Source organism: Flavobacterium sp. ZT3R18 (assembly GCF_007097385.1).
Classification (GTDB): Bacteria; Bacteroidota; Bacteroidia; order Flavobacteriales; family Flavobacteriaceae; genus Flavobacterium.
This window is the reverse complement of record NZ_VJZS01000003.1, coordinates 159915-185016: the sequence shown is the minus strand read 5'-3', so window position 1 is coordinate 185016 and position 25102 is coordinate 159915. Positions and strand designations below refer to the sequence as shown.

Genomic DNA, 25102 nt, shown 5'->3' with positions numbered 1-25102 from the left:
TAGTTTTACACTAAGGTTCTTAGATTACGGAAATGCTACGTGAGGGATAGACGGAAGCTACCGAAGTAGCCCATCCCGATAATTATCGGGAAGCCCGACAGCATAAAGAGAAGGGGCCGACTCACCAGTGCGATGAGTTGGCCCCTTCTCTTTATGGTGGCACGCCTAAATGATTTTGAAAACTAGACTTGTTATTGAATACTGCAATCTGAAAACTGCGACTGAAAACTTTTTTACTCGTTCTATACTGAAAACTGCGACTGAATAGACTGCAAACTAGCTTTACTTTTTCTTCAAGACCTTATACTGTTCATAACAACCACTTATAGCGTCCATGATTTGAAGGTCATTAGCGGTTTTGATAAAAGCTTCGGAGTAGCTACATCTGGTTAATATTTCGGCAATCTCGTCTTTAGTAACACCTAATAGTAATGAAATGGTTTCTCTGTCAAATTTGGTTTCTAGAAGGTTTCTCACGGTGTCGTCTTTTCGCATCTCTTTGAGTTTTTTGAGCTGTTGGGGTTTCTTCCCGAAGACATTATAGAGCATATCGGCAGGATTGAATATGGACCCGAGCACTTTTCCAAAAGCTTCAGGGGCGTATTGTCCACCTTCATAAGCTTGATTTAATCCAGAAATACTATAACGGTAATCTTCTTTTATGGGGATTAATTTGGAGTCAATTTCTAGATAACCGGTAAGATAGTATGGGCTTATGACCACTTCCTCTAAAGCGATTGCTTTTTGGGTCAATTGAATGGTTGTTTTTTTGTTTTTCACCCAGTCATTGGTTACTCTAACTCGTAAGGATTGATAACCAAGAAGGGTAATGTGCAAGGTGTCACTTTGAGTAACTGCAATCTCAAAATTACCTTTGTCATCAGTAGTAGTACCGGTAACTTGATTGATGTTGATGATATTTGCATTGGCTAGCGGGGTGCCAGTGTTGTCGCTGATGATGGTACCAGAAACTTTTACGGGAGTATCAGTGGTTTGGGCAACTGTACTTATGGAGGCTATTAAAAATAAAAAAACTACAAAATATTTCATAAACTGATTTAAAACTTTAAAAGTAATAAAACAGGATTAAATATTTTGTAGTTCCAGTATAATTATAAGAAAATTAACAGTAGATATAAAGTGCAAACCAGAGGGCAGATTGCAGAGGGCAGATTGCAGAGGGCAGAAAACAGAAAAACAGAAACATCAAGCAGGTTACAGAATGTAGAGTAGTAAAATGATGTTGACTATAAAATAAGCCTCATTCTATACCAGTCGTACTTTTAATTGTCCAATCGTTATTGGACTGTATATTGTGTACATAATCGGCATTAAACAAAAAAAAATCCCAAACGAGTTTGGGATTTTTTTCTTATTATGGTAATCTAAAACCTGCTTCCTGCAACCTGCTTTCTGCAAACTTTTCCTTAGTCTCTTCTTGGTCTTCTAGGTCTTGGCGCATCACCAAAGCTTTCAGAACGTCTTGGAGCTCTATCAGATGAACCTTCTTCTCTTGGTGCTCTGTCAGATGAAAAACCACCTGTTCTTGGAGCTGATGAGCTTCTTGGTCCAAAACCACCTTCTCTAGGAGCAGAACTTCTTCCGCCACCAAATCCGCCAGATCCTTCTCTTCTAGGAGCAAAACTTCCTTCTCTTCTTGGAGCAGAACTTCTTCCACCACCAAATCCGCTTCCACCACCTCTAGAATCTCTTCCGTTGTGATCTCTTCTTCCACCACCGTCGTTTTTAGAGATTTCAACATTGATACGACGTCCTTCTAATTGTACGTTGTTCAATACTTCCATAACTTTATCCGTGTGTTCTGGATCTGTGTTAAAGAAAGAGAAACCTTCTTTTACATCTACTTTGAAAACGTCATCACGACCTAAGTCTAATGTCTCTTTCAAGTAATCTTTTAATGACATCCAGTCGAAATTGTCTCTAGAACCAATGTTTACAAAATATCTTGTAGCACCGCTATTGTTGTTTTCTCTTGGAGCACCATCTCTATCATCACGATCACGTCTTTCAGAATTTGAAGACTGATTCGTAATGTCTCTGTTCTTTTTGTAGTAAGCAATAAAACGGTTAAATTCTACTGATACCATTTTCTTGATCAATTCTTCTTTCGATAAACCTTCAAGTACATTGTTGATAGCTGGAAGATAGTTGTCAATTTCGTGATCAACTTCAGTATCCTTAATTTTATTGGCTAAGTGCAACAATTGGATTTCGCAGATTTCAATTCCGGAAGGGATCGTTTTTTCTTCGAATTTTTGTTTGATGATTCTTTCGATAGAAGAAATCTTGCGCAATTCACTTTTAGTAACAATTACGATAGAAGTTCCTAATTTACCAGCACGACCAGTACGACCAGAACGGTGGTTGTACGTTTCGATTTCGTCAGGAAGTTGGTAGTTTACTACGTGAGTAATATTATCAACGTCAATTCCACGCGCAGCAACGTCAGTAGCTACAAGCATTTGGATTTGTCTTCCTCTAAAAGATTTCATAACACCATCACGTTGCGCTTGAGATAAATCTCCGTGCAAAGCAGCAGCGCTGTATCCGTCTTCGATCAATTTTTCGGCAACAGCTTGTGTATCACGTTTTGTTCTACAGAAAACTACTGAGAAAATATCAGGGTTAGCATCTGCCAAACGTTTCAAAGCTTCGTAACGATCACGTGCATTTACTAGGTAAAATTCGTGAGAAACCGTTGCAGAACCTGAATTTTTAGCTCCAACTGTAATTTCAATTGGATCTTTCATGAATTGTTTTCCAATTCGTGCTACTTCAGCAGGCATAGTTGCAGAAAACAACCATGTGCTTTTTTCATCAGGCGTAGTAGAAAGGATGTTTACGATATCTTCGTAGAAACCCATGTTCAACATTTCGTCTGCTTCGTCAAGGATACAATAGTTAATTTGAGAAATGTTTACCAATCCTCTGTTTATCATATCTTGCATTCTTCCTGGAGTCGCCACAATAATTTGTGCGCCTCTCTTAATGTCTCTCGCTTGTTCTGTAATGCTAGCCCCACCGTAAACTGCTACCACATTAATACCTTTTTCGTATTTAGAGTAGTTTTTAATTTCGTTGGTAATCTGCAAACACAATTCACGTGTTGGAGATAAAATCAATGCTTGTGTATTTCTGTTGTCGGCATCAATTTTCTGAATAACTGGAAAACCAAAAGCTGCCGTTTTCCCTGTCCCTGTCTGAGCCAACGCAACTAAATCTGTGTCTTTTTCCAATAATAGGGGAATCGCTTTCTCCTGTACTTCGGTCGGATTCTCAAATCCTAGATCTAAAATCGCCTTCAGTAACGATTCACTCAATCCTAATTGTTCAAATTTATTCATATGTATTTTTAAAATAGGGTGCAAAATTACTGTTTATAATTCATATAAACTAATGCTATTTTAAGATTTAATGTTTTATTAGTATTTGATAATCAGAATTTTAGATTTCAGATTTTAGAATTTAGAATTTTGATTTTGGATTTTGAGGTCTAAGAAGGGTTTTTAAAGAAGAAATTTTGATCAGAAAATAATGGTTTTTAGGAGCAGAACATTTTTCTTTCCATAACAAAATCCGTCCCGCCATCATTCCAATCTTTCTGGTCTCGTCCCGTCAAAAAAGACGGGACGAGACCAGAAAGGATTTTCCCTTCTGTCGGGGCTATTCTACCACTTTTTATTTTCATAAGACCTTTGCAAAAGCTACGGGGGGGCAACAAATTATATTTTTAACCCAGAATCCGCATTAGACTTCATGTCGAAGACAAATTATAATGAGTGCGCTACCAGTCCCGAAACTTTTGGAATTATTAGATTAACAAATACAATTGGTATAAACCCCGAAAGGGGTGTGATGATTATAGAAAACGCATGGCATCGGCGAGTAAATCCCGAAGGGATGAAATTATTTAATTTTTTTTAATTGAAAAAACACATCTTAATAATCAAAACATTAAGATGCGAAAATATCACCCCTTCGGGGTTTTGGGACGCTGTAATTACTTATTCTATAATCATTTCACCCTTTCAGGATTTTCAGAAGACATAAAAGATTGTATTTGACCTGTAACCATCAAAAAAGCCAATGATTTTTAATGTGGAATTTGGGTTTAAAGAAGACCTTATGAAATAAAAAAAATCTGCGTAAATCTGCAAAATCTGCGTGCCATTTTCTCTTAGATTTGATTATTAGTCAAAAAAGCAATAAGTTCCACCGTAGCCTTTCCTCTATGGCTGATTTTGTTTTTGGTTTCCAATGGCAATTGAGCAAAAGTTTCTTGGTGATTTTCAGGTCTAAAGATGGGATCATAACCAAAACCTTGATTTCCTGCTCTCTCCAAAGTGATTTCGCCTCGTGCAATACCCGTAAAAAGATATTGTTTTCCTTTAAGGTTTAAAGCAATGACGGTTTTAAATTGGGCTTTTCTATTGGTTTTGTCCTCCAAATTTGAAAGTAACAGCGTCATATTGTCTTCTGCCGAGCGTTGTTCTCCCGCATAGCGAGCCGAGAATACGCCTGGTTCACCATTAAGTGCATCCACTTCTAGCCCTGTATCGTCTGCAAAACAATCGTAACCATATTTCTCGGTTATATAATTGGCTTTCATTATGGCATTTTCTTCAATAGTATCAGCCGTTTCGGGAATTTCTTCGTGACAACCGATGCTTTCGAGACTAATTATTTCAATGCTTTCAGGAAGCATGCTTTGTATTTCTAGGATTTTATTGGCGTTGTTGGTTGCGAATACAATTTTCATTTTCTTTTTTTGAGACAAAATTACACAGTTTTTAAAATGCGTTTGTTTTTTATTCTCAATATTTTTTTGTTTTGTAATAATTTGATTTTAAATGATTGATCAAAATTGGGTAAATAATTCATGTTGGCTTTTATTTAATAAAACTTGTCTGTAGGTAAAATTATCTGAAAAATATTTTTTTTATTAAGTTTTTTATATATAATATTGCACTTTAATAATTGTAAATTTAAAAAATAATGAAAAAATTAAGTATTTTATTTGTATCTGTTTTAGCTTTGGGAATGTCTTTTGTGTCTTGTAGTAAAGATGATGATACAGCTGAGGCTTCTATTGAAGGAAAATGGAATTTGAGCAAAATGAGTATGACAGCGAATGGAGTAACTTCTAAAGAGGAGGACAACCCTGAAAATACTGTAGGCTGTACTAAAAATTATTTAGAAATTAAAACTGGAGGTGTTGTTGTCTATGGTGATTACGAAGGTTCAGCTTGTACTCTTTCAAAAGAAACTGGGACATGGTCTAAAGAGGGAAATAAAATCACAATTAAATTAGGTACTGATACTGATATTTATGAAATAGTGAGTGTAACAGATTCTGGTTTGACTCTTAGATATACATTAACTCTATCTGGACAGTCTTTTCTTGTAAATGACATTTTTACAAAATAATAGTTTATTTTGTATCGAATAAAAAAACCAACAGTAATGTTGGTTTTTTTTATGGCAAAAATTTATGATTTCTACTGTTTATATTTGATTTCACTTCTCTCAATTTCAGATTCGAGTCTAGTATCATCGGTAAAACAAGCATAACAGTATTTTTTGGTTTCATAATTGGCTTTCATTATGGCATTTTCTTCAATAGTATCAGCCGTTTCGGGGATTTCTTCGTAACAACCAATGCTTTCGAGACTAATTATTTCAATGCTTTCAGGAAGCATGCTTTGTATTTCTAGGATTTTATTGGCGTTGTTGGTGGCGAATACGATTTTCATGGATGATTCAGTTTTTTTAGTGTAATTGACTTAAATGGCATGTGGTAAATGAAGAAAATTCTTATTGCAATGAATTGATTTATTCTTATTTTAGCAAAGTTATTGTTTTAAAGTTGAAACCGCCACGAAGAAATTTTATTCCTATAAAAATGAATAAGCGGTTCCTGACAACCAAATTTTAAATGCTTTTGGAAGAAAAGAACACTCTTAAAACGTACATTATAAAACGAGATGGTTGTAAATAAATGACGCTATGGCAAAAAGTAAAATAATAAATGTAAAAGGAACAAGTGTTACATTAGTATCGAACGGAACCAGTGATTATATTTCGTTAACGGATATTGCAAAATCTCGGAATAGTTCAGAACCTTTCGCCGTTATCAATAACTGGATGCGCAGTCGAAGCACTATTGAGTTTATTGGTCTATGGGAAAAACTATGCAACCCAGATTTTAAACCTCTCGAATTCGAGAGGTTTAAAAATGAAGCTGGAAGTAACTACTTTGTTCTTTCGCCACAACGGTGGATTTCAGAAACAAATGCAGTAGGAATCATTTCTAAATCTGGAAGATATGGCGGCACCTTTGCTCATAAAGATATCGCTTTTGAGTTTGCGTCTTGGATTTCGTCTGAATTTAAATTATATCTAATAGTAGAATTCCAACGTTTAAAAGACGACGAAAATGACCGACTAAAACTAGAATGGAGTTTTCAGAGAACTTTGGCAAAAGTGAATTATCATATTCATACGGATGCCATAAAACACAATCTAATTCCAGTAGTGCTCGATAAGAGTAAAATTAATTTTGTTTACGCTAATGAGGCCGATTTACTGAATGTAGCTTTATTTGGTATGACGGCAAAACAATGGAGAGCAGAAAATTTAGACACCGAAGGAAATATCAGAGATGCCGCTACGATAGAGCAATTGGTGGTTTTGTCGAATCTAGAAAGCGTAAATGCGGTTTTTATACATCAAGGTCAAACGCAACCAGAAAGACTTTTGCAACTCAATGCCATTGCGATTACTCAAATGAAAGCATTGGTCAATAGTAAACAAATTAAGAATTTGAAGTAAAAATAGGGTTTGTATCGAAATGATTGTTACTGATTCTTTTCTGCGGAAGTCTGCGAGTTCTGCGTGAAATTTCCGCGCGGAACTCGCAGACTTCCGCAGATTTCAATCTAATATTACGGTTTGGCTTTTGAATTCGTGATTCAAAACAATTTTTGGTAAACACACGGACAAGCATACAAATTATTGAACTAAATCAATTTACACTATAATATTAGGAATTGTATTGTTAGTATTTAGTTTGTCTATTAAAACGAGTTAAATAACGGTTAAAGTATTGATAAATATACATTTAGAATGAAACATGTTGTACATTTGATTGTGGTTTTGATTAATTACTTGAGCATATAATATCACAAATATTTCAATATTAGAAAAAGTATCTCAATAGTCAGCTATACGGGTTTAGGGTATAAGTTAGATAATGATGAATCAGAACTTACAAATCGGAGGGTGGTACATACGCCCTCCTTTTTTGTGATATAGTCTAATGTCTCGTTATATTAGGGGAAATTTTGATTAGAAAGATGTGAAAATTCATCCCCATGTCTGTAACTATTGAAGTCTATTTTAAAAAAATACAATTGGCTATGTATAACGCAATCGCACATATACGTGCTTGATTCCTTTTTTATCTGAATCTCTTTCGTCTATTTCCAGAATATCGGTTAGGGATTTTAACATAGGTGTCAGTTTATTGAAACCGTAACTTCTAGGGTCAAACTCGGGTTTTTTCTTTACGATTAGGTTTCCCACATCACCCAAGAAAGCCCAGCCATCATCATCACCAATAGCATCGATGGTGTCTTCTATTAGCTCTATGGTTTGATTGTCGATTTTTATGGAGACTTCTTTTTCGGTAGTTTTTTTTGTGTCTTTGGTATCTGCGGCAGTAGTTGAAGCGGTTGCTTTTGGTTTTTTCTTTTTGATGGCGCCATCCAAAACTTCGATATAAATGAAACGGTCGCAAGCTACAATAAAGGAATTAGGCGTTTTTTTCTCGCCAATTCCGATGACTTTCATGCCGGATTCTCTTAATCGGATGGCTAATCTTGTAAAGTCGCTATCGCTGGAAACAATGCAAAAACCATCTACTTTATCCGAATACAGTAAATCCATCGCATCAATAATCATAGCCGAATCGGAGGAGTTTTTCCCTACGGTGTAACTGTATTGTTGTATGGGTGTAATAGCGTGTTCGAGTAAAACCGATTTCCAACCTCCGGCATTGGGTTTGGTCCAATCAGCATAAATACGTTTGGTTGTTGGGGTTCCAAACTTGGCGATTTCTTCCATCATTCCTTTTACGTTGCTGTAGGGAACATTGTCGGCATCAATGAGTACAGCGAGTTTTAGTTCTTTTGTATTTTGAGACATACCTAAATTATTTTTGATTTTAGACTTTTGATTTTAGATTATTTTGATTGTCAATTTTTAGAATTTAGATTTTCATATTGAAATTGATATTGCCATTGCCATTGATTCTGATTCTGATTCAAATATACGGTTTTTATTGAAAAAAGTTGTTGATTACCGCATTAACCCTGATAGATATAAAAAGTTTACCATATAAGAAATATAAGAACAGATAAGTTTTTTTATTTAGCTTAAATGATCTTATATTTCTTATATGGTTGGAATTAAATGCTGCTTATTTTAGAATACAGCCATTTTTTTTTAAGTGGTTTTTGGATAGAAAAAATAATTTTGCTTTCAATACGCTAATAAAATTTAAATAATTAATTTTGCAACTTCTTAAAATTAATACTAGTACATAGATATATTATGGTAAAAGATTTATTCGAAAGAATTCAAAACAATAAAGGTCCACTAGGAAAATGGGCTTCACAAGCAGAAGGTTATTTTGTATTTCCAAAATTAGAAGGAGAATTAGGGCCAAGAATGAAATTTCAAGGTAAAGATATTTTGAACTGGAGTTTAAATGACTATTTAGGTCTTGCAAATCATCCTGAAGTACGTAAAGCGGATGCTGATGCGGCTATCGAGTTTGGTGCTGCTGCCCCAATGGGAGCAAGAATGATGAGTGGTCACACGAAATATCATGAGCAACTAGAAGAAGAATTGGCAGCTTTTGTAATGAAAGAATCAGCTTATTTGTTGAATTTTGGTTACCAAGGAATGGTGTCTATCATTGATGCTTTGGTTACTAGAAATGATGTGATTGTGTATGATGTTGATGCACATGCCTGTATTATTGACGGGGTTCGTTTGCATAGCGGAAAACGTTTTACATACCGTCATAACGATATCGAAAGCATGGAGAAAAACCTGGAGCGTGCTACAAAACTAGCCGAAACAACTGGTGGTGGTATTTTGTTTATCACTGAAGGTGTTTTTGGAATGCGCGGACAACAAGGGAAGTTGAAAGAGATTGTAGAAATGAAAAAGAAATACAATTTCCGTTTACTTGTTGATGACGCACATGGTTTTGGTACACTTGGTAAAACAGGTGCTGGAGCAGGTGAGGAGCAAGATTGTCAAGACGGAATTGATGTTTATTTCTCTACGTTTGCAAAATCAATGGCTAACATTGGTGCTTTTGTTGCTGCCGATAAAGACATTATTGATTACTTAAAATACAATTTGCGTTCTCAAATGTTTGCTAAATCGTTGCCTATGATTCAAACCATTGGTTCTTTGAAGCGTTTGGAATTGCTAAGAAACTCATCTGAATTGAAAGACAAACTTTGGGTAAATGTTAATGCATTGCAAAGTGGTTTGAGAACTAGAAATTTCAATATTGGGGATACTAATACTTGTGTGACTCCGGTTTATCTTGAAGGAAGTGTACCAGAAGCTATGGTGATGGTGAATGATTTGAGAGAGAATTACGGTATTTTCTTGTCGATTGTAATCTACCCAGTTATTCCAAAAGGGATGATTTTATTGCGATTGATACCAACTGCTTCGCATACTTTATCTGATATTGATGAAACACTTACAGCATTTGAAGACATTCGTGAAAGATTAGAAAACGGAACGTATAAAGAAATCGCTAGCAGAACTAAAGTTGATTTGGACGCTTAGATAGTTTTCAGTCTCAGTCTCAGTTTTCAGTACTTAAGATTGCATTTAAAAAAATCCATTCGCTTTGTGAATGGATTTTTTTATTTTTGACAACCCGCGACTGCGACTGAAAACTACAACTCTTTTCTAAACGTTTTTCTTCTGCAATGCACTACAGGATTGAAATTTTTCCAAATTAACTGGATCGCTATATTGTCTGATAATTCAGGGGTTCTGAAACAGTTTTCAATTCCTTTTTCGGTAAATGTTTTGTGATATTCACTAAAAATTACGGCTGTTACTCCTTTGTTTTGATATTCTGGATGTACGCCAATAAGGTAGAAAACAACATCTTTACTGTTGCGTCTTGCATTTAGTAAATGCAGGAAACCAAAAGGGAATAATTTACCGTTGGCTTTTTGTAATGCTTTCGAAAAACTAGGCATCACAATAGCAAAAGCCACTAGATTTCCATCCTTGTCTTCTACATATTTGATGTATTCTGGATTAATGAAACTGATGTATTTTTTCTTGAAGTATTCTTTTTGAACGTCTGAAATGGCTACAAACGAAGATAAGTTCGCATACGATTCATTAAATAAATCAAACATCTTATCGACGTAAGGCATCACGGCTTTGGTCGATTTAAAATTGATGGGTTTGAGTTGGTATCTTTTTTTGACTAACTCATTTATTTTTTCGAAAAACTCAGGTTTGGCATTGGCAAATGGGAATTTGTTTTCTAGGTATTCTTTCTCGGTTACGTAGCCTAATTGTTCAAAATGGGTGGCATAATAAGGATGATTGTACCATGTAATCATAGTTCCTAATTCGTCAAAGCCTTCGGTAAGAACTCCTACTTTGTCCAGATTGGAGAATCCCATTGGGCCTTCTACATATTCAAGATTGTTTTTTTTTCCCAATTCATATACTTTTTCAAGCAATGTTTTGGTTACTTCTAGATCATCAATAACATCAAACCAACCAAAACGAACTTTTCTTTTTTGTTGGTGATTGACTTCGTCCCAGTTGATGATTGTCGCAATTCGACCTACAATTGTATCGTTTCTATAAGCGACATAAAAGTTTGCTTCGGCACTTTCAAAAGCGGGATTTTTGGTTTTGTCAAACGTTTCCAATTCATCGGCAATAATTGGCGGCACCCAATACGGATTGTCTTTGTATAAGGAAAAAGGAAATTTTATAAATTCGATTAGCTCGTTTTTTGTCTTGGCTTCTTGTATGGTAATCATTATTTTCGGGAACTATGTTTTTATTTCTTAGATTTTTTGCTTTGTTTTCTTGAATGGGTCTTTTTCGCCATTTTTTCGGCTGCTTGTTCTTCTTTGCTTAAGAGATGAACTTCTTTATAACGGCCATCATAACGCCATGATACGCCCACTCCTCCGTAAAGAATAGAAGGGGTATTCTTAAAATTGGTGCTTAAGGAAGCATCTACTTGCAGGTTTTTGTTGATCAAATAAGCAGCGCCACCTCGAACGATTGCATCGCTATAAAAATCACTTTTTATCCCTTGGTTTTCTACAAAGGCAGACCATTTAGGATTAATTCCTTTGGTTAGTGTAACGATGTAACTCAAACTAGGGTAATCGGTTGCTATATAATTATAAATAATATTGGTTACAAAAACCCAGCTTCCATCGCCTAAATGGTTTTGTAAAATCAAAGCGGCTTTTGGGGAGAAACTCGATTGAGGTGAGAAATAGAATGGATTATTGGCACCTGTATAATTGGCACCTGCAAATACGGCTACTGCGGGGATAACTTGATGCCAATTGAATTTATGATTGGCTTTCCAACTGTATAAATCCACTTCTTTTTTATACCCTTTATTAGGGTCATAAATTAAATATTTCGCTCCCAAAACGCTTTGTTTAAAATCGGCTCTATCGTCAATTCTCATCGGGTAGGTAAATCTTTCGTTTACATATTGAATATCAGCTATAAATTCGAGACTTTCTAGGAATGCTCCATATCTTAATTCCATATCAATCCCAAACCCGTTGGCATCATATTTTGATAAATTATGACTTTCTTGGATCCCAAAAACACCAGTCTCTACCTGAATAACGGTTTTTCCGACGGCAAAAGCCGACATGGATTCGCCTGGTCTATTCGAATTGATTTGATCGGTGTGTTGTCCGTAATGAATTGTTGGAATCAAAAAAACTGCTGCAATAAATAAATTTTTGATAGTGAACATACTAAATTATTTGAGTTGAAAAGGGATAACGCATTTCAAATGTACTATATTTTATCATTTATTTATGAATGATATTTTTATTTTGTCCCAAAGTTTCGAGTTGGATTTATTAATTTTGTCCAAAAATTATATGATTATGCAAACAGCCTCTTTTTCGGGTTTTATAAAAGCGATATTTTACATGATCGCTTTCTATTATATTTTTAAATTTTTGGCTCGATTGTTTTTACCTTTATTAGTTAAAAAGGTGGTAGAAAAAGCAGGGCAAAATTTTCAGCAGCAACAGCAGCAAACTCAGAATACGACTTGGAATAAAACGCCCAATAATGATGAAATTATAATCAATACCGCTAATGACAAAAATCCTCGCGAAACAAAAAAAGTGGGGGATTATGTAGATTATGAGGAAATTGATTGATGATTTCTGATTAACGATTTCTGATTTAAGATGTGTTGAATCTCCTGAAGAAGGCAATGTTGTTGTTATCACGAAATCTAAATCATTAATTCATAAGTTTTTAATCTAAAATATCTCCCGTCCCGAAACTTCGATATCGTGATAAATCTGAATTCAATCCTGATAGCTATCGGGACGTTAATCCTCAATCTAAAATCTAAAATCATATTAATGAAGCAACTTCAAAAGTTCTTTCCGCATGCACTGGCCATACTTGGTTTTGTACTAGTTTCTACCCTTTATTTCTTTCCTGTTTTGCAAGGAAAACAAATTTTTCAATCGGATATTGCCCAATATACGGGAATGGCCAAAGAACAAAATGATTTTAGAGCAACCCACCAAGAGGAACCTTATTGGACAAACTCCGCTTTTGGAGGAATGCCAACGTATCAATTGGGAGCCAAGTATCCTCACGATTATATTGGTGCAATTGATGATGTATTGCGATTTTTGCCACGTCCTGCCGATTATTTATTCCTTTATTTTCTTGGGTTCTATGGCTTACTGTTGGTTCTAAAAGCTGATCCGCTAAAAGCCTTTTTCGGCGCTTTGGCTTTTGGTCTTTCAACCTATTTGATCATTATTCTTGGAGTGGGTCATAATGCCAAAGCACACGCCATTGCTTATATGCCACTGGTTGTTGCTGGTTTTATTTTGGTTTTTCAAAAAAAATACATTTGGGGAGGATTGCTTACCATGTTTGCGGTTGCATTAGAAGTAAATGCCAATCACTTTCAAATGACTTATTATTTATTGATTTTGTTATTGATCCTTTCTGGTTATTTTATTTACGAAGCAATAAAAGCAAAGGAATATAAAACTTTAATGTATTCCCTTGGGACGCTTTTCATCGCTGGAATTTTTGCTATTGGTGCCAATGCAACTAACTTATTGGCAACAGCCGAATATGCTAATTTTAGCACTCGTGGGAAAAGTAATTTAAGCTTTAATCCTGATGGAACCAAAAGAACTACTGACGTGGCTATGTCTCGTGATTATATTACGGAATACAGCTATGGAATTGCCGAAAGTTTTAACTTGATTGCACCTAGACTTTTTGGAGGTTCTAATAATGAAAAGGTCGGAACAGACAGCAGTATGTTTGAGTTTATGATTTCACAAGGAGTGCCAGAAGCACAAGCAACTGATTTTGTTTCTGCCATGCCAACCTATTGGGGAGATCAGCCAGGTGTGTCTGCTCCTGCATACATAGGAGCGGTGGTTTTCTTTTTGGGAGTTTTAGCTTTGTTTATTGATGAAAGAAAAATTAAATATGCATTCCTAGGTGGTGCGATTGTTACTTTAATCCTTTCTTGGGGGAAAAACTTCCCTGCATTAACGGATTTTTGTATCGATTATATTCCGATGTACAATAAGTTTAGGGCGGTGTCCTCCATTCAAGTTATTTTGGAATTGTGTTTCCCTGTATTGGCCATTATGGGATTGCAATCTTTTTTTAAATTAGAAAAAGAAAAGCAATTAAAACCCTTGATGCAATCTGGAGCAGTTGGTTTAGGACTGATTTTGGTTCTGTTTTTGTCTAAAAGTTTGTTCAGTTTTTCAGCAGCTAACGACAGTTATTTTCTTCAAAGTTATGGACCTGATTTCGTAGATGCCTTAAAATCCGATCGAAAATCGTTGTACAGTGCTGATTTATTGCGTTCAGGATTTTTTATTCTGATTGCAGTTGGCGTGTTATGGTTGTTTATTAAAAATAAGATGGCCCAAAATACTGCAATTATTTTAGTTGGTTTGTTTATGGTTTCCGATTTGTTTTTTGTGGATAAGAATTATGTTTCTAATAAAGATTTTATAAATTCTAGAGAAGTTGAAGTTCCTTTTCAAGAAACCCCTACTGATACAGAAATTTTAAAAGACCCAACAAATTATCGTGTGTTTGATATACAGGGTTTGATGCAAGCCAGAACATCTTATTTTCATAAAGCAATTGGTGGATATAGCGCAGTAAAACCTCAAAGAATGCAACAATTGTTTGATTATCAAATCGCCAAAAATAACACTGAAGTGCTTAATATGTTGAATGTTAAGTATGTGATTCAAACGGATAAAGAAGGGAAAGAATATCCAATTATCAATCCAGATGCCAATGGAAATGCTTGGTTTGTGAGTCAGGTAAAATGGGTTCAAAATTCGGATGCAGAAATGAAAGCTTTGGATAAATTAAATTCTAAAGCGGTGGCGGTTGTTAATGAAACTGAATTTGCTGCCATTAAAAATAAGGCTTTCGCCAAAGACAGTTCGGCAACTATAACTTTAGATTCTTATAAGCCGAATAACTTGAAGTACACATCAACCAATTCAAAAGATGGTTTGGCTGTTTTCTCTGAAATGTATTATGAAAAAGGTTGGAAAGCCCTTGTAGATGGTAAAGAAACTCCAATTATGAGAGCCGATTATGCTTTGAGAGCGATTGTGGTTCCTGCGGGTAAACACACTATAGAGTTCAAGTTTGACCCTCAGGTTGTGAAAACCGGAAGTGCGATTACGCTTTTAAGTTGTATTGGGATGTTGTTTCTTTTAGTTGGTGGGATTTACTTTGAGAGAAAGAAAAGAATTAAAATATTTAAAAGTTACAAGTAAAAGGTCTTAATTGTCCTCAAGTCAAGCTAAAAGGAGTAGTTGGAAATGATTTTAATTCAATGATAATGAGACTTTTATGTATTTTACTTTATGACTTGCGACTTTAGGAAAATAGATAAAGTTAATTTTGTAAATTTGATTAGTTATTTAAAAAAAATGAAAGCAACTATATTAAATCATGCTCATCCTTCTATAATGGAAGCAAGGTATATCGAAGAGATAAAAAAAATGACACCACAACAACGTTTTGAAAAATTGATGGCTATTATAGAAATTTCTTATCTTTTGAAAACCGTTAAAAAAACTAATTAATTCAATGAATAGTCAAATAGTAGAAATTTGGAAATACTTCTTTTTAAATAAAGTTAAATATTTGACTATAGGCGGGTTTGCTGTGAATATCTATGGCTATGGACGAAATACGGGTGATATCGATATTTTTATAAAAGATTCAATCGAGAATAGAGAAAATTTAAGAGAGGCCTTAAAACAGGCGGGAATAGGAGATTTTGAAAATTTAAATACAATGCAATTTATTCCTGGATGGACAGATATTACATTGAATTTTAATTTGCGATTAGATATTATGACCTCCGTAAAAGGTTTAGAAAACACCACGTTTGAACAACTTTTAGAAAAAGCATACATTACAGAAATTAGTGATATTCCAGTTTATTTTATAGATTATGAAAATTTAATCATTGCCAAGAAAGCTGCAAATCGTCCAAAAGATTTGTTAGATATTGAAGAGCTTGAGAAATTAAATAGAAATTTATAATTCAATATCACAAAACCATTAAAATTGAACTCAAAAAAAATCCTCATCATAACGTATTATTGGCCACCAGCAGGTGGGCCAGGGGTACAGCGTTGGCTTAAGTTTGTAAAATATTTACCTGATTTTGATATTCAGCCGATAGTTTACATACCCGAAAATCCAACCTATCCCATTATTGATGCTAATTTAGAAAGTGAAGTTTCGGAAAAGGCAATTATTTTAAAAAACAAAATTTTCGAACCTTATCAACTGGCTTCGTTTTTTTCTAAAAATAAAACCAAAAAAATCAGTTCGGGTATTATTCCAAATCAGAAGAAACAATCTTTTCTGGATAAGACTTTGTTATGGATTCGAGGAAACTTATTTATACCTGATGCACGAGTGTATTGGGTAAAACCATCGGTTTCCTATTTAGAAAAATATATAGTAGAAAATAATATCGATACCATTGTTACGTCTGGACCACCCCATAGTTTGCATTTGATTGGTTTAAGCTTAAAGCAAAAGTTAAACCTTACTTGGTTTGCAGATTTTCGTGATCCTTGGACCACCATAGGATATCATAAATCCTTGAAACTATCGACAAGAGCTGCCAGAAAACACAAAGCGTTAGAATATCAGGTTTTGAATACTGCAGATACTATTATTGTGACCAGCAAAACGACCAAAACCGAATTTGAAGATATTACCAATAAACCTATCGCTATTATCACCAATGGATATGATACGGAGGAAGTAGTAAAGTTAAGTCTGGATACAAAGTTTAGTTTGGCGCATATTGGTTCCTTTCTTTCGGAAAGAAATCCAGCTATTTTATGGGAAAGTTTGATTGAACTTTTGGCGGAAGTTCCAGATTTTAAGTCTCATTTGGAGATAAAATTGATAGGGGCGGTTAGTCAAGAAGTATTAGAAACGATTTCACAGTTTGGGTTGAATTCTTATTTGCATAATTTAGGCTATGTGTCGCATTCAGAAGCCGTAATGCATCAAAGGAATTCACAGGTTTTGTTGCTGATCGAAATTGATTCGGAGGAAACCAAAAGTATAATTCCCGGAAAGTTATTCGAGTATATGGTTTCTAACAGACCTATTATTGCTATTGGTCCAGCCGAATCTGATTTTGCTGAAATTATTAAAGAGACCAACACAGGAGTATTTTTTGAATATACCGAGAAATTGAAATTGAAAACTTTGATTTTAAAGTATTATAATCAGTTTTTAGAGGGGAATTTACAATCGTATGCTGTAGGTTTGCAAAAATATTCCAGGCAGCATTTAACCAAAGAATTGGCACAATTGATTAATCAATCAGAAATCTAAAATCGTTAATCAACAATCTAAAATCTATTAATGGGCATAGTCTTAAATCAGTCTTTAAAAAACACAATAATCACTTATATCGGTTTTGCAATTGGAGGTATTAGTACACTTTTTTTATTCCCTCCCATTTTAGGTAAAACATTTTATGGATTATCTAATTATATTTTGTCTTGTGCAAATGTAATAATGCCTTTGTTTGCTATTGGAATGCAAAACACATTGGTTAAGTTTTATTCGCAATGCAAAACAGAGAAAGAGGAAAATCAGTTTTTATCTTTTACTGTATTATTTCCTATTTTGTTAAGTATTCCAATCATCTTAATTGGTTTATTTTTTTATGATGAGATTGCATTTTTTGTAACTAAGAAAAATCCAATAGTAAAAAATTTCATTTGGCTTATTCCTTTCATTGGTCTTTGCATGGCCTATTTTGAAATTTTCTATGCATGGTCTAGAGTACATATGCATTCCGTTTTTGGTAATTTTATTAAGGAAGTAGGCTTGCGGTTGTTTTCGTTAGTAGCTCTTTTAGGCATCTATTTTAAATGGATTACAGCCGTTGATTTTATTTATTTAACTGCGGGTATTTATTTTGTAGCTTTTTTGACAACTATGTTTTATGCATTTCGAATTAAAAAACCAGTTTTCCAATTTGAAATTCCAGAAAATGTCAAAGGAATTTTAGAATATACTTTTTATATTATCTTATCAGGCAGTGTCGCTAATTTACTTTTGGATGGAGATAAGATTATGCTCAATCAATACATGAAGATTGAGAATATCGCATTCTATTCGGTAGCAACCTATATCGCTTTAGTAATATCGGTACCCAGTCGGGCGATGCATCAAATTGTATATCCAATTACGGCAAAATTAATGCATGAAGACAAGCATGACGAATTGAATAACTTGTATAAAAAAACATCTATTAATCTTCAAATGGTTGGGGGATTTGTGATGCTTTGTATTTTTGTCAATATTGACCAACTATATGAAATGGTGCCAAAAGAGTATAGTGGTGGTATTATGGTAGTGTTTATGATTGGTTTGTCTAAATATTTTGATTTGATATTAGGGAACAACAATGCTATTATTTTTAATACAAAATATTATAGAACCGTTTTGTTTTTGGGTGTTGGATTAGTCGCTTTGACTATTGGTCTAAATATGATTTTTATTCCTGTTTTTGGGATTATAGGTTCGGCATTTGCTACCTTATTGTCGATCACTTTATATAGTTTAGCCAAATTATTATTTGTTGTAAAAAAACTGCATTTGTATCCATTTACCAATCAAACGTTACATTCTTTGGCAATTACGTTTGTACTATTTTTGTTGTTTTACTTTTGGCAATTTCCTTTTCATCCTATCGTTGGTATTGTATTAAAATCGTTTTTAGTGACGGTAGTCTATATTTATGTCAATTATAAATTTGTGATTTCTGTAGAGATTAATCAAGTTCTTGATAAATTGATTCAGAAATTTATAAAGTAAATAGCCAAACAATTTCTTTTTTTATGTACTCATTTTAAAAATTAGTCATTCACTTTTATTTATATTTGTTAGTATAGACGCTTTATTAGTATGATTAAGCGCTTTTATGCTAAGTATTTAAATAAAAAAAAAGATGAAAAAGTTTAGAAGTGTAGTCCTACTGTTTTTATTTCTTTTGTCTTCAACGATATTATTTGCACAAGTTAGTGACAGCAAAAAACGTATAATAGAGAAAGGCAAACTTGATAAACCAATACCACCCGAAAAAAAGAATGAATTAGTTGGATATCCAGTTGCTCCATTTAAGGATACTTTATTCTTTATCTACAATAAAATTGGATCTTTTAAGGCCGAAAATCGTGCTACTGCAATTGCTAGTAGAATTGATTCGCTTTATAATGATCCATTCTATAGCCCGGATTCTTTGCTAGTAAGTACATCTGACGGAAGTGTTGATGTCGTTTATAAAAGAGATTTTATAATTATGTCAGTTACAGAATCAGATGCCAAAGTGGTGGGAGATAATAGTTTTTCTTTGGCTCAAAAAAATCGTTCTATAATTAATAAAACCATTCTCTATCAACAAGAGTATAATTCGGAGCGTAATTGGTTGAAACGTATTGGATTGTCGGTACTACTTCTGGTAATAATCATTTTAATAGTATGGATAATAAATAGATTGTTTAGATGGTTTAAATTGTATGTAATCAGGAATAAAGAAAAACATCTAACAGGTCTTAAAGTAAAGGAATCCTACGTCTTTTCTCCTGATAAACAGCTTGAATTTGTTTTGAGAATAATTGGTATAATCCGAATTGTTGTCTTAGTATTTGTGCTTTATATTTCATTACCCGTGCTTTTTAGTGTTTTTCCGGCAACAAAGCACTATGCAACTATACTTTTAAAATGGATTTTTTCTCCGGCTAAATCTGCATTGATGGGATTTGTTCATTTCTTGCCTAATTTGTTTTCTATTATTGTAATTGTACTGCTGTTTGTCTACCTCATAAAAGCAATTAAGTTTTTTGTAAATGAAATACATAAGGGACAAATAAAAATAGATGGGTTTTATAGTGATTGGGCTATCCCTACTTTTAATATCATTAAGATTTTGATGTATGCTTTTATGGTGGTGATCATCTTTCCGTATTTGCCGGGATCTAATTCTCCTATTTTTCAAGGTGTTTCGGTTTTTATAGGAATTTTGTTTTCTTTAGGTTCTTCTAATGCTATCGCTAACATGATTGCTGGATTAGTAATTACGTATATGCGACCTTTTAAAACGGGTGATTTTATTAAAATTGGTGATGTAAGCGGAACTGTACTCGAAAAAACAGCATTGGTTACGAGGATTCGAACTTCTAAATTTGAAGATATTACCATTCCTAATGCGACTGTTTTATCCAGTTCGTCCATAAATTATTCGTCTAATACAAAAGACGATTCAAATGGTCTGGTCATTCACACTACTGTTACGATAGGCTATGATACTGATTGGAAAGAAGTTCATAAAGCCCTTATTAATGCCGCTACAAGAACTGATTTGTTAGAGTCAATTCCTGCTCCGTTTGTATTGCAGACCAGTCTTGATGATTTTTATGTTTCGTATGAAATTAATGGGTACACAAAGCAGCCTACTCAACAGCCTTTAATTTATTCTAAACTGCATCAAAATATTCAGGACTGTTTTAATGAAGCAGGTCTCGAAATCATGTCTCCTCATTACAATGCGCTTCGTGATGGAAATAAAACCACTACGCCGAATAATTATTTAAATTCCGAATATAAATCACCTGCCTTTAATGTTGATGTCACAAAAAAATGATTTTTAGGGGTAATTTGGTTTGTTTTCTGTTTTTAGCGCCTATTTCACCACTAATTTATGTAAGTTAATATTGATGAATTATTTTATAATGTGTTTTGTAGCGATAATTTTTGTTTTTAATTTTTATTTTATTTTGCAATCTATTGATTGTTAGGTAGTTGCGTTTCATGTTTTGAAATATCACTAAAAGTGGGTATTGCCTGTTCTATTTGCAGGATGTAATTTTGCAATATTCTAACAGATATTATAAAAGTGTAATCAAATAAATACTTAAATGATAAAAAATCAATTTATTAATCAAAATAAATTAAACAAGTTTACAAACACAATTGCTGATAAAATCAAAAATGGTTTTGTTATTGTAGAACGAAATGATAAAATGCCTTTTACCATTCTAGTCAAAGAAGGAAAAAAAGTAAATCATGGTTTTAATTTTTTTGTTTGTTGTGCTACTTTTGGAATGTGGTCATTGCCGTGGTTGTATTTAACTCAGGTATCTTCTAGAACTAAAAAAATATTGATTGCTATAGATGAAGACGGAAATATTTTCGAAGAGAATTGTTATATGGGATAATGCATTTTTTAGATTTTATAGAAAAGCCACGACTCAATACTAGTTGTGAAGTGGCTTTTTTATTTCAAATAAATAAAAAGTATTCGGTTATAATTTTTCCTTTAAATATTTTGCTGTAATTGATTTTTTGTTTTTTACGATTTCTTCGGGAGTTCCTACGGCTAATAATAATCCGCCATTTTCGCCTCCTTCAGGGCCAAGATCAATTACCCAGTCCGCACATTTTATTAAGTCAAGATTGTGTTCTATTACCAGTATAGAATGTCCTTTTTCTATCAAGGCATCAAAGGATTTTAATAGTTTTTTAATGTCATGAAAGTGTAATCCTGTTGTAGGTTCGTCAAATACAAACAGCGCTTTCTCTTTGGTAGCTCCTTTGACTAAAAACGAAGCGAGTTTGATACGTTGAGCCTCTCCTCCAGAAAGTGTCGATGAGGACTGTCCCAGTTGTACGTAACCTAAACCTACATCTTGCAAGGGCTGTAGTTTTTGGGTGATTTTTGTTTGTTTATTTTTTTCGAAGAATGCTATAGAATCATCGATGGTCATTGTTAGAATATCATGAATGTTCTTGCCATCAAAAGCGACTTCTAAGACTTCTTTTTTGAAACGTTTTCCGTTGCAGGTTTCACAAGGCAATTGTACATCGGCCATGAAAACCATTTCGACATTTATGGATCCTTCCCCTTTGCAGGTTTCACATCTTCCGCCATCGACATTAAAGGAGAAATGTTTGGCTTGATAACCTCTTACTTTAGACAATTTTTCTTTGGCATACAATTCCCGAATGTCATCATAGGCCTTGATGTAGGTTACAGGATTGGATCGAGAGCTTCTACCAATAGGATTTTGATCTACATATTCAATGTGTTTAATTTGCGAAAAAGAACCAGAAAGCTCGCTAAATTGCCCTGCTTTTTCTCCAGCATTATCCAGTTTTTTCTGCATGGCAGGAAAAAGGATTTTCTTGACAAGTGTGCTTTTTCCACTGCCCGAAACTCCTGTAATGACTGTTAAAACATCAAGCGGAAAAGTAACGTCAATATTTTGGAGATTGTTTTCTCTGGCGCCTTTTATTTCGATAAAATTTTTAAAAGGTCTTCGTTTTTTGGGAACAGCAATCTCTAAATTGCCATTGAGGTATTGTGCCGTGAGCGAAGTCGAACGGAGGATTTCGTCATAAGTACCTTGTGCTACTAGATTTCCGCCCAGTGTTCCCGCTTCGGGGCCAATGTCGATAATCATATCGGCCGCTTTCATAATGTCTTCATCGTGTTCAACCACAATCACGGTATTGCCTAAATCACGCAAAGACAACAGCACTTTTATCAAGCGTTCGGTGTCTTTTGGGTGTAAACCAATACTTGGCTCATCCAGAATGTACATAGACCCCACAAGGCTACTACCTAAAGAAGTTGCTAAGTTTATACGTTGTGATTCCCCGCCGGAAAGTGTTGCTGAATTTCTGTTTAAGGTCAAGTAATTCAAACCCACTTCGGTTAAAAAAGACAGTCTATTATTGATTTCTATTAATAATCGTTTGGCAATTTGTTTTTCGTATTCATCCAAATCAATGTTTTTGAAAAACTCAACCAAGTGTTTGATTGGTAAATCAACCAAATCAGAAACCGTTTTGCCATTAATTTTCACATAAGATGCTTCAATTCTCAAGCGTTTTCCTTTGCAGACATGGCATTTGGTTTTGCCTCTATAACGAGAAAGCATTACTCGATTTTGAATCTTATAATTTTTCTCTTCCAATTCTTTAAAAAAGTCATTCAGCCCTTGAAAGTATTTGTTTCCCGTCCAAATCAAGTCTTTTTGCTCTTCGGTCAGTTGAAAGTAAGGTTTGTGAATAGGGAAATCAAATTTATAGGCATGGTTGACCAATTCGTCTCGAAACCAGCCCATACTTTCGCCACGCCAAGGAAATATGGCATTTTCAAAAATAGAGAGCGAAGTATTGGGAACGACCAACTCTGCATCGATTCCTATAATGTTTCCGTAGCCTTCACAAGCAGGGCAAGCTCCATACGGATTGTTGAAACTAAATAAATGAACGTTAGGTTCTAGAAAAGTAATGCCATCCAATTCAAAATTATTCGAAAACGAAAGCCTATTATCTGAATTTAATTCTTGTAAATAGCAAATCCCTTTTCCTTCAAAAAAAGCAGTTTGTACAGCATCTGATAATCGATTGTAAAACTCTTCTTCCTCTTTGACTACGATTCTGTCAATTATGAGTAGAATATCTTTATGATCTAAAGTATGTTGCTCTGCAGTGGTAAAATCATCCAAACGAACCATCTCATTATTGACCAAAATCCTTGCGAATCCTTGTTGCAATAAGACTTTTAGTTTGTCTTCCAATTGTCTTCCTTCTTCGAGATGAATAGGGGCGAGGAGTAGCCATTTGCTGTCAAGCACAAATTTTTTGACTTCCGTAACCACATCAGTAACGGTGTTTTTTTTGACTTCTAGACCTGAAATTGGTGAATATGTTCTGCCGATTCTAGCAAATAGTAATTTGATGTAATCGTAAATTTCTGTTGATGTTCCTACTGTAGAACGCGCATTGGTGGTATTTACCTTTTGCTCTATGGCAATAGCTGGCGCAATCCCTTTGATGTATTCTACTTTTGGTTTATCCAATCGACCCAAGAATTGTCTAGCGTAGGAAGATAAACTTTCTACATAGCGACGTTGTCCTTCGGCATACAAAGTATCAAAAGCCAAACTTGATTTTCCAGATCCCGAAAGTCCAGTAATAACCACAAGTTTATTTCTGGGAATGGCCACATCTACATTTTTTAAATTATGTACTTGCGCTCCTTTTATAATGATGTTTTTCTTCGGGTCGAGTTTGGAAATGTCAATTGGCATACTAAAATGAATTTCCACAAAAGTACTTAATTTTAGTATGTGAATGTCTATCAATTATGAACTACACTCGAAATTTATATGGAGTAGGGAGTCTAAAATGGGATGATTTGCCAATCTTAAAATCTGGATGTTTTCTTTAATAATCTGGAAGATTTTTTTAATGTTTAATGAATTAAAAAGCAGGCAAAATAAAAGCAGTGAATTTTTGTCTCTAAATAATCTCGAAGAAGGGGTGTTGTTTTAAATAAAATAACATTTATCATGTTTTTTATTGTGTAATAAGATAAAATTGTGTTAAATTTGTGACTCCATTAACCTGTAATAATTCACAAGGCCTATACAGCAAAACTACTTTTTAGAAAATTCCCCAAACTTAATTATATCTAAAAGGAAATGTTATGGCTAATATTCAAGTATCAGACGCTTTATTGGTAAAGGATTATGTTGCTGGTGACGAAAGTGCATTGGCTTCACTAATCAAAAGACATGAGTCTAAAATTTATGGATTTATATATTCCAAAATTTCAGATAGAGATGTTTCAAATGATATCTTTCAAGATACATTTATTAAAGTGATAAAAACTTTAAAAACCAATTCCTATAACGAAGAAGGGAAGTTCTTGCCTTGGGTAATGCGAATTTCTCACAATTTAATTATTGACCATTTTCGAAAAGCCAAAAAAATGCCTTTGTTTAGAGAAACAGAAGAGTTTTCTATTTTTTCAATCATGTCTGACGATTCGTTAACTATTGAAAATAAGATCATTGCTGATCAAGTAGAAAAGGATATTAGAAAATTAATAGAAGGGCTTCCTGCAGATCAAAAAGAAGTATTGATTATGCGAATGTATCACGACATTAGTTTTAAAGAAATCTCAGAAATAACGGGTGTAAGTATCAATACGGCCTTAGGTAGAATGCGTTATGCTTTAATGAATTTGAGAAAAATAATAGATAAAAATCAAATTGTTTTGACGAATTGATAATAAATAGAGAATTCTTCCGTTGTAATATAAAATAAATTTTTTATACTTATGGAAAAGAATTACTTTAAAAAGTCAAAAACCCCA

Annotated in this window: 20 protein-coding genes; 12 read left to right on the top strand and 8 right to left on the bottom strand. The window is 34.0% G+C overall.

Annotation, left to right across the window (positions count from 1 at the left end; all coding sequences use genetic code 11):
• Positions 1-282 precede the first annotated feature (282 nt).
• From FNW52_RS05250 to FNW52_RS05240, 3 genes are all read right to left on the bottom strand, one after another.
• A complete protein-coding gene (locus tag FNW52_RS05250; protein WP_143376415.1) occupies positions 283-1050 on the bottom strand; it encodes a carboxypeptidase-like regulatory domain-containing protein in 768 nt (255 codons plus the stop codon).
• Positions 1051-1427: 377 nt separating this feature from the next.
• Positions 1428-3365 carry a DEAD/DEAH box helicase gene (locus FNW52_RS05245; protein WP_143376414.1) on the bottom strand — a complete coding sequence of 646 codons (1938 nt, stop codon included), beginning with the start codon at positions 3363-3365 and terminating at the stop codon, positions 1428-1430.
• Positions 3366-4198: 833 nt separating this feature from the next.
• Positions 4199-4780 (bottom strand): non-canonical purine NTP diphosphatase, encoded by a 582-nt coding sequence (locus tag FNW52_RS05240; protein ID WP_143376413.1) that lies wholly within the window; start codon positions 4778-4780, stop codon positions 4199-4201.
• Positions 4781-5016: 236 nt separating this feature from the next.
• Between FNW52_RS05240 and FNW52_RS05235 the strand changes: the two genes are divergently transcribed.
• A complete protein-coding gene (locus tag FNW52_RS05235; RefSeq protein WP_143376412.1) occupies positions 5017-5448 on the top strand; it encodes a lipocalin family protein in 432 nt (143 codons plus the stop codon).
• A gap of 71 nt (positions 5449-5519) precedes the next feature.
• Here the strand turns inward: FNW52_RS05235 and FNW52_RS05230 are convergent, their stop codons facing one another.
• Positions 5520-5774: a non-canonical purine NTP pyrophosphatase gene (locus tag FNW52_RS05230; protein ID WP_143376411.1), complete on the bottom strand. Its 255-nt coding sequence runs from the start codon at positions 5772-5774 to the stop codon at positions 5520-5522.
• Positions 5775-6027: 253 nt separating this feature from the next.
• Between FNW52_RS05230 and FNW52_RS05225 the strand changes: the two genes are divergently transcribed.
• Positions 6028-6852, top strand: coding sequence for a KilA-N domain-containing protein (locus FNW52_RS05225; protein WP_143376410.1), 825 nt, complete (start codon positions 6028-6030; stop codon positions 6850-6852).
• 585 nt (positions 6853-7437) lie between these two features.
• Here the strand turns inward: FNW52_RS05225 and FNW52_RS05220 are convergent.
• Entirely contained in the window at positions 7438-8226 is a 789-nt protein-coding gene (locus tag FNW52_RS05220; protein ID WP_143376409.1) for an NYN domain-containing protein, read from the bottom strand.
• A 408-nt stretch (positions 8227-8634) separates the two neighbouring features.
• On the opposite strand from FNW52_RS05220, the gene FNW52_RS05215 reads away from it, so the two are divergent.
• On the top strand, positions 8635-9897 hold the full coding sequence (locus tag FNW52_RS05215) for a pyridoxal phosphate-dependent aminotransferase family protein (RefSeq protein WP_143376408.1): 1263 nt from the start codon (positions 8635-8637) through the stop codon (positions 9895-9897).
• Between the two features lie 113 nt (positions 9898-10010).
• Here the strand turns inward: FNW52_RS05215 and FNW52_RS05210 are convergent, their stop codons facing one another.
• A complete protein-coding gene (locus FNW52_RS05210; protein WP_143376407.1) occupies positions 10011-11129 on the bottom strand; it encodes a GTP cyclohydrolase in 1119 nt (372 codons plus the stop codon).
• 20 nt (positions 11130-11149) lie between these two features.
• A complete protein-coding gene (locus FNW52_RS05205) occupies positions 11150-12100 on the bottom strand; it encodes a transporter (protein ID WP_143376406.1) in 951 nt (316 codons plus the stop codon).
• A gap of 136 nt (positions 12101-12236) precedes the next feature.
• On the opposite strand from FNW52_RS05205, the gene FNW52_RS05200 reads away from it, so the two are divergent.
• The 8 genes from FNW52_RS05200 (at position 12237) to FNW52_RS05170 (ending at position 21149) form a co-directional block, all read left to right on the top strand.
• Positions 12237-12518 (top strand): DUF4834 family protein, encoded by a 282-nt coding sequence (locus FNW52_RS05200; RefSeq protein WP_143376405.1) that lies wholly within the window; start codon positions 12237-12239, stop codon positions 12516-12518.
• 210 nt (positions 12519-12728) lie between these two features.
• Positions 12729-15158 (top strand): YfhO family protein, encoded by a 2430-nt coding sequence (locus FNW52_RS05195; RefSeq protein WP_143376404.1) that lies wholly within the window; start codon positions 12729-12731, stop codon positions 15156-15158.
• 156 nt (positions 15159-15314) lie between these two features.
• On the top strand, positions 15315-15470 hold the full coding sequence (locus tag FNW52_RS20675) for a hypothetical protein (protein ID WP_185965923.1): 156 nt from the start codon (positions 15315-15317) through the stop codon (positions 15468-15470).
• 4 nt (positions 15471-15474) lie between these two features.
• Complete coding sequence (locus tag FNW52_RS05190) at positions 15475-15936, top strand: nucleotidyltransferase (protein WP_143376403.1); 462 nt, start codon at positions 15475-15477, stop codon at positions 15934-15936.
• A gap of 24 nt (positions 15937-15960) precedes the next feature.
• Positions 15961-17256 carry a glycosyltransferase family 4 protein gene (locus FNW52_RS05185; protein ID WP_143376402.1) on the top strand — a complete coding sequence of 432 codons (1296 nt, stop codon included), beginning with the start codon at positions 15961-15963 and terminating at the stop codon, positions 17254-17256.
• 30 nt (positions 17257-17286) lie between these two features.
• Positions 17287-18750, top strand: coding sequence for an oligosaccharide flippase family protein (locus tag FNW52_RS05180; protein ID WP_143376401.1), 1464 nt, complete (start codon positions 17287-17289; stop codon positions 18748-18750).
• A 133-nt stretch (positions 18751-18883) separates the two neighbouring features.
• Complete coding sequence (locus FNW52_RS05175) at positions 18884-20575, top strand: mechanosensitive ion channel family protein (protein WP_143376400.1); 1692 nt, start codon at positions 18884-18886, stop codon at positions 20573-20575.
• A gap of 274 nt (positions 20576-20849) precedes the next feature.
• The gene (locus tag FNW52_RS05170) at positions 20850-21149 is read left to right on the top strand and encodes a hypothetical protein (RefSeq protein ID WP_143376399.1); all 300 of its coding nucleotides are present in this window, start codon (positions 20850-20852) and stop codon (positions 21147-21149) included.
• 87 nt (positions 21150-21236) lie between these two features.
• Here the strand turns inward: FNW52_RS05170 and uvrA are convergent, their stop codons facing one another.
• Entirely contained in the window at positions 21237-24032 is a 2796-nt protein-coding gene (gene uvrA, locus FNW52_RS05165) for an excinuclease ABC subunit UvrA (protein WP_143376525.1), read from the bottom strand.
• Between the two features lie 398 nt (positions 24033-24430).
• Between uvrA and FNW52_RS05160 the strand changes: the two genes are divergently transcribed.
• Positions 24431-25015: an RNA polymerase sigma factor gene (locus FNW52_RS05160; RefSeq protein ID WP_143376398.1), complete on the top strand. Its 585-nt coding sequence runs from the start codon at positions 24431-24433 to the stop codon at positions 25013-25015.
• Positions 25016-25102: the final 87 nt, after the last annotated feature.

Coding starts and splice junctions, on each gene's coding strand:
- FNW52_RS20675 (WP_185965923.1), top strand. CDS start 15,315: ATGAAAGCAACTATATTAAATCATGCTCATCCTTCTATAATGGAAGCA.
- FNW52_RS05200 (WP_143376405.1), top strand. CDS start 12,237: ATGCAAACAGCCTCTTTTTCGGGTTTTATAAAAGCGATATTTTACATG.
- FNW52_RS05245 (WP_143376414.1), bottom strand. CDS start 3,365: ATGAATAAATTTGAACAATTAGGATTGAGTGAATCGTTACTGAAGGCG.
- FNW52_RS05230 (WP_143376411.1), bottom strand. CDS start 5,774: ATGAAAATCGTATTCGCCACCAACAACGCCAATAAAATCCTAGAAATA.
- FNW52_RS05195 (WP_143376404.1), top strand. CDS start 12,729: ATGAAGCAACTTCAAAAGTTCTTTCCGCATGCACTGGCCATACTTGGT.
- FNW52_RS05160 (WP_143376398.1), top strand. CDS start 24,431: ATGGCTAATATTCAAGTATCAGACGCTTTATTGGTAAAGGATTATGTT.
- uvrA (WP_143376525.1), bottom strand. CDS start 24,032: ATGCCAATTGACATTTCCAAACTCGACCCGAAGAAAAACATCATTATA.
- FNW52_RS05215 (WP_143376408.1), top strand. CDS start 8,635: ATGGTAAAAGATTTATTCGAAAGAATTCAAAACAATAAAGGTCCACTA.
- FNW52_RS05175 (WP_143376400.1), top strand. CDS start 18,884: ATGAAAAAGTTTAGAAGTGTAGTCCTACTGTTTTTATTTCTTTTGTCT.
- FNW52_RS05205 (WP_143376406.1), bottom strand. CDS start 12,100: ATGTTCACTATCAAAAATTTATTTATTGCAGCAGTTTTTTTGATTCCA.
- FNW52_RS05225 (WP_143376410.1), top strand. CDS start 6,028: ATGGCAAAAAGTAAAATAATAAATGTAAAAGGAACAAGTGTTACATTA.
- FNW52_RS05190 (WP_143376403.1), top strand. CDS start 15,475: ATGAATAGTCAAATAGTAGAAATTTGGAAATACTTCTTTTTAAATAAA.
- FNW52_RS05170 (WP_143376399.1), top strand. CDS start 20,850: ATGATAAAAAATCAATTTATTAATCAAAATAAATTAAACAAGTTTACA.
- FNW52_RS05235 (WP_143376412.1), top strand. CDS start 5,017: ATGAAAAAATTAAGTATTTTATTTGTATCTGTTTTAGCTTTGGGAATG.
- FNW52_RS05210 (WP_143376407.1), bottom strand. CDS start 11,129: ATGATTACCATACAAGAAGCCAAGACAAAAAACGAGCTAATCGAATTT.
- FNW52_RS05220 (WP_143376409.1), bottom strand. CDS start 8,226: ATGTCTCAAAATACAAAAGAACTAAAACTCGCTGTACTCATTGATGCC.
- FNW52_RS05250 (WP_143376415.1), bottom strand. CDS start 1,050: ATGAAATATTTTGTAGTTTTTTTATTTTTAATAGCCTCCATAAGTACA.
- FNW52_RS05240 (WP_143376413.1), bottom strand. CDS start 4,780: ATGAAAATTGTATTCGCAACCAACAACGCCAATAAAATCCTAGAAATA.
- FNW52_RS05180 (WP_143376401.1), top strand. CDS start 17,287: ATGGGCATAGTCTTAAATCAGTCTTTAAAAAACACAATAATCACTTAT.